At 64.7% G+C, this 12,653-nt stretch carries 11 protein-coding genes; 8 read left to right on the top strand and 3 right to left on the bottom strand.

What is annotated here, in order from left to right:
• Nucleotides 1-195 precede the first annotated feature (195 nt).
• On the bottom strand, nucleotides 196-1,380 hold the full coding sequence (locus tag NKH60_RS03425) for an Mrp/NBP35 family ATP-binding protein (protein WP_352469992.1): 1,185 nt from the start codon (nucleotides 1,378-1,380) through the stop codon (nucleotides 196-198).
• Between the two features lie 194 nt (nucleotides 1,381-1,574).
• Here NKH60_RS03425 and NKH60_RS03420 point away from each other — a divergent pair, with 194 nt between their 5' ends.
• The gene (locus NKH60_RS03420; RefSeq protein ID WP_352469991.1) at nucleotides 1,575-1,952 is read left to right on the top strand and encodes a VOC family protein; all 378 of its coding nucleotides are present in this window, start codon (nucleotides 1,575-1,577) and stop codon (nucleotides 1,950-1,952) included.
• A gap of 41 nt (nucleotides 1,953-1,993) precedes the next feature.
• Here NKH60_RS03420 and NKH60_RS03415 read toward each other — a convergent pair whose 3' ends face one another.
• Nucleotides 1,994-3,001: an inorganic phosphate transporter gene (locus NKH60_RS03415; RefSeq protein ID WP_352469990.1), complete on the bottom strand. Its 1,008-nt coding sequence runs from the start codon at nucleotides 2,999-3,001 to the stop codon at nucleotides 1,994-1,996.
• Nucleotides 3,001-3,642, bottom strand: coding sequence for a DUF47 family protein (locus NKH60_RS03410; protein WP_352613837.1), 642 nt, complete (start codon nucleotides 3,640-3,642; stop codon nucleotides 3,001-3,003). Before NKH60_RS03410 ends, NKH60_RS03415 begins: the two co-directional genes overlap by 1 nt.
• A gap of 194 nt (nucleotides 3,643-3,836) precedes the next feature.
• On the opposite strand from NKH60_RS03410, the gene NKH60_RS03405 reads away from it, so the two are divergent.
• From NKH60_RS03405 to NKH60_RS03375, 7 genes are all read left to right on the top strand, one after another.
• Nucleotides 3,837-4,736 (top strand): LysR family transcriptional regulator, encoded by a 900-nt coding sequence (locus tag NKH60_RS03405; protein ID WP_352613836.1) that lies wholly within the window; start codon nucleotides 3,837-3,839, stop codon nucleotides 4,734-4,736.
• A 133-nt stretch (nucleotides 4,737-4,869) separates the two neighbouring features.
• Nucleotides 4,870-5,349, top strand: coding sequence for a formate dehydrogenase subunit gamma (locus NKH60_RS03400; protein ID WP_352469988.1), 480 nt, complete (start codon nucleotides 4,870-4,872; stop codon nucleotides 5,347-5,349).
• A complete protein-coding gene (locus NKH60_RS03395; RefSeq protein WP_352613835.1) occupies nucleotides 5,346-6,902 on the top strand; it encodes a formate dehydrogenase beta subunit in 1,557 nt (518 codons plus the stop codon). Before NKH60_RS03400 ends, NKH60_RS03395 begins: the two co-directional genes overlap by 4 nt.
• Nucleotides 6,903-6,914: 12 nt before the next feature.
• Nucleotides 6,915-9,827, top strand: coding sequence for a formate dehydrogenase subunit alpha (fdhF, locus tag NKH60_RS03390; RefSeq protein ID WP_352871222.1), 2,913 nt, complete (start codon nucleotides 6,915-6,917; stop codon nucleotides 9,825-9,827).
• A gap of 3 nt (nucleotides 9,828-9,830) precedes the next feature.
• Nucleotides 9,831-10,661 (top strand): formate dehydrogenase accessory sulfurtransferase FdhD, encoded by an 831-nt coding sequence (gene fdhD / locus NKH60_RS03385; protein WP_352871220.1) that lies wholly within the window; start codon nucleotides 9,831-9,833, stop codon nucleotides 10,659-10,661.
• Nucleotides 10,651-10,959 carry a formate dehydrogenase subunit delta gene (locus tag NKH60_RS03380; RefSeq protein WP_352613832.1) on the top strand — a complete coding sequence of 103 codons (309 nt, stop codon included), beginning with the start codon at nucleotides 10,651-10,653 and terminating at the stop codon, nucleotides 10,957-10,959. Before fdhD ends, NKH60_RS03380 begins: the two co-directional genes overlap by 11 nt.
• Nucleotides 10,960-11,064: 105 nt before the next feature.
• A complete protein-coding gene (locus NKH60_RS03375) occupies nucleotides 11,065-12,618 on the top strand; it encodes an alpha/beta fold hydrolase (protein WP_352613831.1) in 1,554 nt (517 codons plus the stop codon).
• The last annotated feature ends 35 nt before the right edge of the window (nucleotides 12,619-12,653 follow it).

Below are 12,653 nucleotides of genomic sequence, written 5' to 3'. Positions count from 1 at the left end.
CGGGAGCAGGCAAGGGGCACGCGCCATCCGAATCCGCTCTTTGGTACGAAAGACATACATCTGCCTCCGCGCCAGACGGGATCGTGGTTTGTCAGCCCGCTATCCCGGAGAGTTGGAGCGCGTCGCCGCGGACCCTACCTGACCCTTCCGGCCACCCTCCCCCTCAAGGGGCCCACTTGGGGAGGGACATCCGCATCACTCGAACACGATGCTCGGCACTGCAGCCTCGGCCGCGCCGCGCTCTTCATTGACGCGGTCCCAGACCTTGGCGGCGATGTCGCGATAGATTTTCGCCTCAGCGCCATCCGGCTTGGAGACCACCACCGGCGTGCCGGCATCGGAGCTTTCGCGGATGCCCATCTCGAGCGGCACTTCGCCAAGGAAGGTGACGCCGAGACGCTCGGCCTCGCGGCGGGCGCCGCCATGGCCGAAGATGTCGTAGCGTTTTCCCGTATCGGGGGCGAGAAAATAGCTCATGTTTTCGACGATACCCAATAGCGGCACGTCGACCTTTCTGAACATGTTGAGGCCTTTGCGCGCATCGATCAGGGCCAGGTCCTGTGGCGTCGAGACGATGACGGCGCCGGCCAGCGGCACCTGTTGGGCCATGGTCAGCTGGGCGTCACCGGTGCCGGGCGGCATGTCGACGACGAGCACATCAAGCGGTCCCCATTCGACCTCGCGCAGCATCTGCGTCAATGCCGACATCACCATCGGCCCGCGCCAGATCATCGGCGTCTCCTCATCGACGAGGAAGCCCATCGACATGACCTTGAGGCCATAATTCTGCATCGGCTTCAGGATCTTGCCGTCGACGGTCTGCGGCCTGCCACGAATGTTGAGCAGACGCGGCATGGAAGGGCCATAAATGTCGGCATCGAGCACCCCGACCCGCAGCCCGTTGGCGGCAAGCCCAAGGGCGATATTGACGGCGGTGGTCGACTTGCCGACGCCGCCCTTGCCGGAAGCGACGGCGATGATCGCTTCGATGCCGGGTACGCCGCGCTTGCCCTGGCTGTGCGAGGCGGGCGCCTGCGGCGTGGGACGCGCAGGTGCGGCCGGCGGAGCGGGCCTCTGAGCCGGTCTTTGCGGAACCGGCGCCTCCATGCCGCCGCCCTTCTTTTCCGCCGTCAGCGCGACCACGGCGCCGGCAACACCGGGGATCGCCTTGACGACACGTTCGGCCGCCGCACGCAGCGGTTCCATCTCCTGGGCACGGGCAGCGGGAACGGTTATCGAAAAGAACACCTTGGCATCGGCAATGAAAATCTCGGAAACCAGGCCGAGGTCGACGATATTGCCGGTGAAATCCGGCCCATTGACCGTCTTCAGGCGCTCGATAACGATTTCCTTGGTCACGTTTTCATTGGCGGCGGGCATGAGTTTTTCCTCTACTTTTCCGCTCCAGATAATGCAGTTCCGGAACAGAACCAAGCGATGGACCACCAATTGCAGCGGCGTATCGGGGAGGCAGCGAGCATATGACGGCATTTCCAGTGGGAGCAGCCGTCGCCAAATCGTCAGCGCAGCCTATTTCATGAGCATGGAATGACAGCCAGGGAAGGAGACGAATCATGCTCGCAAACAGCAACGCGACGGCCAATCTCGCCGTGAAGGACCTGGCCAAGGCCAGGGCATTCTACGAAGGGGTCCTTGGCCTGAAAGAGGTGCACAATGAAGGTGGCGAACTGATCGTCTATAAAAGCGGCGACACCAGCATCAACGTCTACCGTTCGAACTTCGCTGGGACCAACAAGGCGACGGCTGTGACATGGACGGTCGGCGACGAACTCGGCAAGATCGTTGAGGCATTGAAATCGAAGGGCGTGACCTTCGAGCATTACGACATGCCCGGGCTGACGCTTGAGGGTGACATCCATGTCGGTCACGGCATGAAGGTCGCATGGTTCAGGGATCCGGACGGCAACATCCTGAATCTTGTGGACCGGTAGTCGCCGCGCCAGAGGCGGCTCCAGGCGCCATGATGCTCACATCACCTTGCCAGACCGACCGCGAAGTAGGTGAGAGCCGCGATCGCCGCGGTTGCCGGCAAGGTGACGATCCATGCGACCACGATGTTGCCGGCAATGCCCCAGCGAACGGCGGAGACGCGGCGGGCGGCGCCGACGCCGATGATAGCGCCGGTGATCGTGTGCGTGGTCGATACCGGAATACCGAGCCAGGTGGCGGCGAACAGGGTGATCGCTCCGCCGGTCTCGGCGCAGAAACCCTGCATCGGGTTCAGCCGGGTGATCTTCGAGCCCATGGTGTGGACGATGCGCCAGCCGCCGAGCAACGTGCCCAGCGCCAGCGCCGACTGACAGGTGATGACGACCCACAGCGGCACGTAAAAATTCGCGCCGAGCATGCCTTGCGAATAGAGCAGCACGGCGATGATGCCCATGGTCTTCTGCGCGTCGTTGCCGCCATGGCCGAGCGAATAGAGCGAGGCGGAAAAGAACTGCATAACGCGGAAGGTGCTGTCGACGGCGAACGGCGTCTGCCGCACGAACAGCCACGAGACCGCGAGGATCAAGACAAGCGCCAGCAGAAAGCCTGCCGCCGGCGACAGCACGATGGCCGCCGTCGTCTTGCCCAACCCGGCCCAGACGATGGCACCGGTGCCTGCCTTGGCAACGCCGGCGCCGACCAAACCGCCGATCAGAGCGTGCGAGCTGCTGGACGGGATTCCGACGAGCCAGGTGACGACATTCCAGACGATGGCGCCGACAAGTGCTGCGAAGATTACTGCCGGCGTGACGATGCTGGCGTCGATGATGCCGGTTCCGAGCGTCTCCGCTACGTGAAGACCGAAGAACATGAAGGCGATGAAATTGAAGAAGGCCGCCCAGAACACCGCATAATGCGGCCGCAGCACCCGGGTGGAGACGATGGTGGCGATGGAGTTGGCGGCATCGTGCAGGCCGTTGAGGAAATCGAAGAACAGCGCGACGACGACAAGGCCGACCAGCACGGGAAAGGCTATTGCGGCTTCTGACACTATACGTTCTCGATGACGATGCCGCTGATTTCGTTGGCGACGTCCTCGAAGCGATCGACCACCTTTTCCAGCTGGCCGTAAATCTCGCTGCCGATCAGATAGGCCATCGGATCGCTGCGGCCGTGCCGCTTGAACAGGTCCTTCAGGCCCTGCTCGTGCAGGTCGTCGGCCCGGCCTTCGGCGCGCATGACCTCCTCGGCGATGGCGTTGAGGCGCACCGTATGCGCCCCGACCTTGCCGAGCAGCGGGATCGCCTCGGCCACCAACTTGGCGGCCTCGACGATGACACCTCCCATTTCCTGCATCAGCGGGTCGAATTCCTTCTTCTCGAACAGCCTTACCGTCTTGACGGTTTTGTGCATCATATCGATGGCATCATCCATCGACTGGATCAGGTCCTTGATGTCGCCGCGGTCGAAGGGCGTGATGAAGGAGCGGCGCACGGCCAGCAGCACTTCCGCGGTGATCTGATCGGCTTCGTTCTCGAGATCGATGATCGTCTGACACCAGCGGTCGATGTCGTTGCCCTGCAAAAGCTGCTGCAGTGCCTCGGCGCCACCGACCACGGTGCGGGAATGCCGCTCGAACAGGTCGAAGAAGCGATCTTCGCGCGGCAAAAGCTTGCGGAACCAGCCCAGCATGTTCGGTACTCCCGTCGTGTCCAGTCCACGACCCCGTCTCATCCACATAGCGCCGCATTCCATCGCGGGAAACAGTAAGCCGGCTGAAAGATGTGGATGCGGACGATTTACACAGGCGGCTTGCGGCCGAAGGCGATTTCCCCGACCTTGCGCGCTAAGATCGGACACAGCGTCCGTGACAGGCTCCCGACGGCATGATCGATAAGCTGGAATTCTTCATAGCACTTGCCAAGGAAGAACATTTCGGCCGGGCGGCGGAGGTGTGCGGCGTCACCCAACCGACGCTTTCGGCCGGCATCAAGCAGCTGGAGGGTCAGCTCGGCGTGATGCTGGTGCTGCGCGGCTCGCGCTTCCAGGGGCTGACGCCGGAAGGCAAGCAGGTGTTGGTGTGGGCGCGCCGCATCGTCGGCGATAGCAGGACCATGCGCGAGGAGATGCGGGCGGCGCGCCACGGCCTGTCGGGGCGCATCCGCATCGCCGCGATCCCGACGGCGCTGGCCATGGTGGCGCGACTGACGACGCCGTTTCGGGCAAAGCATCCCGGCGTCACCTTCTCGGTGCTGTCGCGCACCTCGATTGAGGTGCTATCGCTGCTCGGCAATTTCGACATCGACGCCGGCATCACCTATCTCGACAACGAGCCGCTCGGACGCGTCACTAGCGTGCCGCTCTATGACGAGCGCTATCAGCTGATCACCGCGGTCGGGAACCCCTATTTCGACCGCGACAAAGTGACATGGGCGGAACTCAGCCAGCTGCCGCTCTGCCTGCTGACGCCGGACATGCAGAACCGCCGCATCATCGACCAGCATCTGGCCGAAGCCGGCGTGCAGGTGCGGCCGACATTGGAATCCAACTCGATGATCGTGCTGTTTTCGCATATCCGCACCGGCAAATGGTCGTCGATCATGCCGCTTAACCTTGCGGAAACCTTCGGTTTTTCCGAGCCGATCCGGGCGATCCCGATCGTCGAGCCGGATGCCAGCCACACGGTCGGGCTGGTGGCGGCGCGGCGCGAACCGCACACGCCGCTGGTCTCGGCGCTGTTGGACGAGGCAATGGCGCTGGCGGACGATTTCCACGGCCGCCGCTAGTCTAGACAATGCTGGTGAACGCGAACGATAGAAAATTTCTATCGAGCAACGGATCGGCTTTATTGATTTGGCGGGTTTCCTCTGATTTCCTAACCACTTAGCGGAAGACCGCCACGACCAGGGAGGGCGCTGCATGACGATGCAGCTAGCAAGTACCGAGATCGCATCTCGCACGGCGGCGATCATCCACGAGCTGAAAGGCCTCGAAGGCCCGCTGTTGCCGATCCTGCACGGCATACAGGAAGAGTTCGGTTATGTGCCGCAGGACGCACTGCCGATCATCGCCGAGGCGCTGAACATCTCCAGGGCCGAGGTTCATGGCGTCGTCACCTTCTATCACGATTACCGCAGCCAGCCCGCCGGCCGCCATGTGCTGAAGCTCTGCCAGGCGGAAGCCTGCCAGTCGATGGGCTCGGATGCGATTGCCGCCAAGCTCAAATCATTGCTGGGCATCGGTTTCCACGAGACAACCCGCGACGGTTCGGTGACACTGGAGCCGGTCTATTGCCTCGGCCTTTGCGCCTGCTCGCCGTCGGCAATGCTGGACGGGGAGGTGATCGGGCGGCTCGACGACGAAAAGCTCAACGAGATCGTTGCCGAGGTGCGCTCATGATCCCGCGTATCTATATTCCCGGCGATTCCGGCGCGCTGGCGCTCGGTGCGGAAAAGGTTGCCAAGGCGGTTCGTGCGGAATTGGCCGAGCGCGGCATCGAGGCCAAGATCGTGCGCAACGGCTCGCGCGGCGCCTATTTCCTCGAGCCTATGGTCGAGGTTGCGACAGCCACTGGCCGCGTCGCCTACGGGCCGGTGAAGCCATCCGACGTCAAAAGCCTGTTCGACTGCGGCTTCCTCACCGGGGGCCACCACAAGCGCTGGCTGGGCGCACCGGACAAGATCCCGTTCCTGGCAAGGCAGACAAGGCTGACCTTTGCGCGCTGCGGCGTCACCGATCCGCTGTCGCTCGACCACTACAAGGCGCATGGCGGGCTGAAGGGCCTGCAGAATGCAGTGGCGATGACGCCGGCCGAGGTCGTCAAGCAGGTGACCGAGTCCGGGCTGCGCGGTCGCGGCGGCGCCGGCTTCCCGACCGGCATCAAATGGAAAACTGTGCTCGATACGTCGGCCGACCGCAAATACATCGTCTGCAATGCCGATGAAGGCGATTCCGGCACGTTCGCCGACCGCATGATCATGGAAGGCGACCCCTTCGTGCTGATCGAAGGCATGGCGATCGCCGGCATCGCCACCGGCGCGACCAAGGGCTTCATCTATATCCGCTCCGAATATCCGCACGCGGTGGCGGTGATGCAGAAGGCTGTCGAGATCGCCCGCAAGGCCGGCGTGCTCGGCGTCAATGTGCTCGGCTCGGCCAATTCATTCGACATGGAAGTGCGCGTCGGCGCCGGCGCCTATGTCTGCGGCGAGGAGACCGCGCTGCTCGACAGCCTCGAAGGCAAGCGCGGGCAGGTGCGGGCCAAGCCGCCGCTGCCGGCGCACAAGGGCCTGTTCGGCAAGCCGACGGTGATCAACAACGTCATCTCGCTGGCCTCGGTGCCGGTGATCATGGACAAGGGCGCTGCCTTCTACAAGGATTTCGGCATGGGCCGTTCACGCGGCACCATCCCGATCCAGATTGCCGGCAACGTCAAGTATCCCGGTCTCTACGAGGCGGCGTTCGGCATGACGCTGGGCGAGATCGTCGACGATATCGGCGGCGGCACGGCGACGGGACGCCCGGTCAAAGCGGTGCAGGTGGGTGGCCCGCTCGGCGCCTACTTCCCGCGCGCGCTGTTCGACACGCCGTTCGACTACGAAGCGTTTGCCGCCAAGGACGGGCTGATCGGCCATGCCGGCATCGTCGTTTTCGACGACAGCGCCGACATGCTGAAGCAGGCACGCTTTGCCATGGAATTCTGCGCCATCGAGAGCTGCGGCAAGTGCACGCCGTGCCGCATCGGCTCGACTCGCGGTGTCGAGGTGCTGGACAGGCTCGCCCAGAACGTCGAACCGGAAAAGCAGATCGCGCTGGTCACCGACCTTTGCAACACAATGAAGTTCGGCTCGCTTTGCGCTCTCGGCGGCTTCACCCCATATCCAGTGATGAGTGCACTCAACCATTTCCCGGATGACTTTCGGCCGACGCCGGTCGCCGAAGCAGCGGAATAGGAGCGGACAGCCATGAACGCGGCATTCGACATCAAATCGCTGGTCCAGGAAATCGACTACGGCACACCTGCCTCTGAAGCCGAGCAGCAAGTGACGCTGACGGTCGACGGCAAGTCGATAACAGTGCCGGCGGGGACCTCGATCATGCGCGCATCGATGGAAGCCGGCGTCGAAATCCCGAAACTCTGCGCCACCGACATGCTGGACTCGTTCGGCTCCTGCCGGGTCTGCCTCGTCGAGATCGACGGGCGCGGCGGCACGCCGGCTTCATGCACTACGCCGGTCGGCGAAGGCATGGTCGTGCATACGCAGACCGATCGGCTGAACGCCATTCGCCGCGGCGTGATGGAACTCTACGTCTCCGACTACCCGGCGGCGTGGGGCGAGAAGGCCGGCACCGGCGCCAGCGAGTTCGACAAGGTCGTCACGACGGTCGGCCTGACCGAGAACCGCTATGGCGTGGACGGCCGCAACCACGTCAAGCAGGAAAACGGGGTGGCGCCCGGCCATGGCTCGCTGACCATCGATTACATCGCCCGCGATGAATCGAACCCGTATTTCACCTACGATCCGGCGCAGTGCATCGTCTGTTCGCGCTGCGTGCGCGCCTGCGAGGAGGTGCAGGGCACGTTCGCGCTGACCATCGAGGGCCGCGGCTTCGAATCCAGGGTCTCGGCCGGCATGCACGAGGCGTTCGTCAATTCCGAATGCGTGTCGTGCGGGGCCTGCGTGCAGGCCTGCCCGACTGATGCGCTGAGGGAAAAGACCGTGCTGGCGAAAGGCCTGCCCGAGCGCTCGACCGTCACCACCTGCGCCTATTGCGGCGTCGGCTGTTCGTTCAAGGCCGAGGTCAAGGGCGACGAGGTCATCCGCATGATGCCCTACAAGGCAGGCAAGGCCAACCACGGCCACTCCTGCGTCAAGGGCCGCTTCGCCTATGGCTATGCGACGCACAAGGACCGGATCCTGAAGCCGATGATCCGCGAGCGGGTCAGTGATCCGTGGCGCGAAGTGTCGTGGGAAGAGGCGCTCACCCATACCGCCAACGAATTCCGCCGCATCCAGTACCAGTACGGCCGCACCTCGATCGGCGGCATCACCTCGTCGCGCTGCACCAACGAGGAGACCTACCTCGTCCAGAAGCTGGTCCGGCAGGGCTTCCGCAACAACAATGTCGATACCTGCGCCCGTGTCTGCCATTCGCCGACCGGCTATGGCCTCGGCCAGACCTTCGGCACCTCCGCCGGCACGCAGGACTTCGATTCGATCGAGCAGACGGACGTGATCCTGCTGATCGGCGCCAATCCGACCGATGCGCATCCGGTGTTCGCCTCGCGCATGAAGAAGCGCATGCGCGAGGGCGCCAAGCTGATCGTGCTCGATCCGCGCCGCACCGACATCGTGCGCTCGGCCCACGTCGAGGCGCAGTTCCATCTGCCGCTGAAGCCGGGCACCAACGTCGCCATGCTGACCGCACTTGCCCATGTCATCGTCACCGAGGGCCTGTTCGACGAGGCCTTCATCCGCGAGCGCTGCGACTGGGACGAGTTCCAGGACTGGGCATCGTTCGTGGCGCTGCCGGAAAATAGCCCGGAAGTGATCGGCCAGCTTGCAAATGTCGATCCCGACGACATACGCGGCGCGGCGCGGCTCTACGCCCGCGGCGGTAACGGCGCGATCTATTACGGCCTCGGCGTGACCGAGCACAGCCAGGGCTCGACCACCGTCATCGCCATTGCCAACCTCGCCATGGCGACCGGCAATATCGGCCGGCCGGGCGTCGGCGTGAACCCGCTGCGCGGCCAGAACAATGTGCAGGGCTCCTGCGACATGGGCTCGTTCCCGCACGAGCTTCCCGGCTATCGCCACATTTCAGGCGACGCGGTGCGCGCCATCTATGAGAGCCTGTGGGGCGTCAAGCTCGACGACGAGCCCGGCCTGCGCATCCCCAATATGCTGGATGCGGCCGTCGACGGCTCGTTCAAGGGACTGTATGTGCAGGGCGAGGACATCCTGCAGTCGGACCCCGACACCAAGCATGTCGCCGCCGGTCTCGCCGCGATGGAATGCGTCGTCGTGCACGACCTCTTCCTCAACGAGACGGCCAACTACGCGCATGTGTTCCTGCCCGGCTCGACGTTCCTCGAGAAGGACGGCACCTTCACCAATGCCGAGCGCCGCATCAACATGGTGCGCAAGGTAATGGAGCCGAAATGCGGCTATGCCGACTGGGAAGCGACGCAGGAGCTCGCCAAGGCGCTCGGCCTCGGCTGGAACTACACGCATCCGTCCCAGATCATGGACGAGATCGCCAAGACAACACCAAGTTTCGCCGGCGTTTCCTTCGACCTTCTCGACCGGGTGGGCTCCGTGCAGTGGCCCTGCAACGAGAAGTCGCCGGAAGGCACGCCGATCATGCACATTGGCGGCTTCGTGCGCGGCAAGGGCAAGTTCATCCGCACCGAATATGTCGCGACCGACGAAAGGACCGGACCGCGCTTCCCGCTGCTGCTGACCACCGGCCGCATCCTGTCGCAATACAATGTCGGCGCGCAGACCCGGCGCACCGACAACGTGGTCTGGCATAGCGAGGACCGGCTGGAGATCCATCCGCACGATGCCGAAAATCGCGGCCTGCGCGATGGCGACTGGGTGCGGCTGACCAGCCGCTCGGGCGAGACGACGCTGCGCGCGCTGATCACCGAGCGGGTGTCGCCGGGCGTCGTCTATACGACCTTCCACCATCCCGACACCCAGGCTAACGTCATCACCACCGACTTCTCCGACTGGGCGACCAACTGCCCGGAATACAAGGTGACCGCGGTGCAGGTGGGTGCATCCGACGGCCCGTCGGAATGGCAGCGCGACTATGACGAGCAGGCAAAGCAAAGCCGCCGCATCGCGAAGTTGGAAGCGGCGGAGTAGTCCTTGACCGCGCGCCGCAAAGCCATTGCGCAGATCTCGCGTCTCGCGCGCCGCGCCGGCGGCACTGCGGCCGCCAACCGCATGGTGCCGGAAGAGACGCCGGTGGCGTTCTCCTTTGCCGGCACCACGCATGCGGTGATGATGGCAAGCCCGGCTGATTTCGAGGATTTCGCGCTCGGCTTCTCGCTGACCGAAGGCATCGTTGCCTCGCCGGACGAAATCGAAGCGATCGAAGTCGAGGATCACGGCGCCGGCATCGATATCCAGATCCGGCTGAAGGACCAGGCCAACACCCGCTTCGAAGCGCGTCGCAGACGCCTGGCCGGCCCGGTCGGCTGCGGGTTGTGCGGCATCGAATCGATCGAGGAGGCGATGCGCTCGGTAAACCCGGTCGGTGCGTCGCAACTTACACTTCAGGCCAATGACATCGTCCGCTCGGTCAAGCTTTTGTCGAAGCTGCAGCCGCTGCACGCCGAGACCGGTGCCGTCCACGCCGCCGGGTTTTACCTTCCCGGCAAGGGCATCGTCATGGCGCGCGAGGATGTCGGCCGCCATAACGCACTGGACAAGCTGGCTGGCGCGCTGGCCAAAGCCGGTATCGACGGCAGGTCGGGGGCCGTCGTCGTCACGTCGCGCGTTTCGGTCGAGATGGTGCAGAAGACCGCGGCGATCGGCTCGGCCGTCATCATTGCCGTCTCGGCGCCGACCGCACTTGCCATCCGCACCGCGGACGATTCCGGCATGACGCTGGTGGCGCTGGTGCGCGGCGACGATTTCGATATTTTCACCCATCCTGACCGCGTGGTTTCCGGAGTTGCCAAGCATGTCGCATGACGAAGGCCACCTCATGAGCACCAGCGAAAAGCTGGTTCGCATGGCCAACCAGATTGCCGCCTTTTTCCACTCAAAGCCGCGCGAGCAAGGCATTGCCGGCGTCGCCGAGCACATCAACAAGTTCTGGGAGCCGAGGATGCGCCGGCAATTGTTCGAGATGCTGGACAGCGGTGGCGAGGGGTTCAACGAGCTTGTCGTCGCGGCCGCGCCACACATCAAGCGGCCGGGCGCGCCGGAGGGCGCAGGTTTCAGCGCTGGCGGAGCGAACACCGAGACTGCCGCCGCGTCACAGAAGTAGGCGCCGCGGGCCCACATTCACACTCTCTAAAGTTTCATCTGCCGCAAGCCGCGCGCCTCTGCTATGATCCGGCGATAAGAAATCGTCGGGTCGGGCGGACAACTCGTGAGGCCGATCGAAACTCGATACGCGCTCAGTGGCGACGTGCGGATCGCCTATCAGGTGGTCGGCCAGGGATCGCTCGATCTCGTCTTCGTGCCGGGTTTCATTTCCAATCTCGACCTGCACTGGGAAGACGAGGGCTACACCCGGCTGTTGAAGCGGCTTTCCGCGTTCTCACGGCTGATCCTGTTCGACAAGCGCGGCACCGGTCTGTCGGACCGCGTCGATGTCCACCACCTGCCCAGCCTCGAAACCCGCATGGACGATGTACGCGCGGTGATGGATGCGACCGGCAGCGGCCGCGCCGCCTTGCTCGGCGCTTCGGAAGGCGCGCCGATGGCAATGCTGTTCGCCGCCACCTACCCGGAGCGGACGCGGGCGCTGGCGCTTTATGGCGGCTATGCGCATTTCCACAAATGGGTGATGCCGCCGGAACGCCTTGAGGCGTTCATCGCGACGGCGGAGACCGCATGGGGCACCGGCGCCACCCTGCCGCATTTCGCGCCCGGCCGCGTCGACGATCCGCGTTTCGCCACATGGTGGGCGCGCTTCGAGCGGCTGTCGGCGAGCCCGACCGCGGCAATCGCCCTGGCCCGCATGAATGCGGCTATCGACGTGCGCGGCGTGCTGGCGGCGATCAGCGCACCGACGCTGCTCATCCATCGCCGCAACGATGCGCGCGTCGACCCGGAGGCCAGCCGCTTCCTGGCAAGGAAGATCCCGAATGCGCGGCTGGTCGAGGTGGCCGGGCGCGACCACCCGATCTGGACCGGCGATGTCGACCGGGTGGCCGATCTGATTGAGGAATTCCTGACCGGAGCGCGCGCCGTTGCCGAGGCCGAGCGCGTGCTGGCTGCACTGCTGGTCACCCGGATCTACGACACGGCGCGGCTTGGCGACCGTATGTGGAGCGAGCGCAGCCGACGTTTTCAGGAAACATGGCGGCTGCTGGTCGGGCGCCATGGCGGCCGCCCGGCCGGCACGCATGGCGAGCTGATGATGGCGCGCTTCGACGGCCCGGCGCGGGCCGTACGCTGCGCGGCGGCGCTGCGCGATGCGGCGCAGGAGATCGGCGTCGCCAGCGCGCAGGGCGTGCATGTCGGCGAGGTCGAGTTGCGTGGGCCGCCGACGGGGTTGACGGCGCGCGTGACGATGCAGCTTGCCGCGCATGCCGGGCGCGGCGACATCCTCGCTTCGCGGCTGGTCGCCGACCTCGCCGCCGGTTCAGGGCTTCATTTCAATGACGCCGGGCGCATCGCGCTTGACGAGCTGGATGAACCGCTGGCGCTGGTGCAGGCGACCTCGGAACAGCATCTGGAGCCGGCCTGCCGGCCGAAGGCCAAAGCTGCCGAGCCGGCCGCACTGACGGCGCGCGAAAGCGAGGTGGTGAACCTCATCGCCGATGGCAAGAGCAATGCCGCGATCGCCGCCGAACTCGAGCTGAGCGAACACACCGTCAAGCGCCACGTCGCCAATATTCTGCTCAAGCTGGACCTGCCGTCGCGGGCGGCGGCGGCGGCGTTCTCGGCGCGGCACGCTGGCCCGCACGGGCCATAGGAGCCATGGCGCTTTCGGGCGAAGCGGCCGGGCAT

This window comes from Mesorhizobium sp. M1006 (assembly GCF_040318825.1).
GTDB lineage: Bacteria > Pseudomonadota > Alphaproteobacteria > Rhizobiales > Rhizobiaceae > Mesorhizobium.
The sequence above is the reverse complement of the archived record's forward strand: the minus strand, read 5'-3'. Positions and strand labels throughout refer to the sequence as shown.

Coding starts and splice junctions, on each gene's coding strand:
- NKH60_RS03425 (WP_352469992.1), bottom strand. CDS start 1,380: ATGCCCGCCGCCAATGAAAACGTGACCAAGGAAATCGTTATCGAGCGC.
- NKH60_RS03420 (WP_352469991.1), top strand. CDS start 1,575: ATGCTCGCAAACAGCAACGCGACGGCCAATCTCGCCGTGAAGGACCTG.
- NKH60_RS03410 (WP_352613837.1), bottom strand. CDS start 3,642: ATGCTGGGCTGGTTCCGCAAGCTTTTGCCGCGCGAAGATCGCTTCTTC.
- NKH60_RS03405 (WP_352613836.1), top strand. CDS start 3,837: ATGATCGATAAGCTGGAATTCTTCATAGCACTTGCCAAGGAAGAACAT.
- NKH60_RS03400 (WP_352469988.1), top strand. CDS start 4,870: ATGACGATGCAGCTAGCAAGTACCGAGATCGCATCTCGCACGGCGGCG.
- NKH60_RS03395 (WP_352613835.1), top strand. CDS start 5,346: ATGATCCCGCGTATCTATATTCCCGGCGATTCCGGCGCGCTGGCGCTC.
- fdhF (WP_352871222.1), top strand. CDS start 6,915: ATGAACGCGGCATTCGACATCAAATCGCTGGTCCAGGAAATCGACTAC.
- NKH60_RS03380 (WP_352613832.1), top strand. CDS start 10,651: ATGTCGCATGACGAAGGCCACCTCATGAGCACCAGCGAAAAGCTGGTT.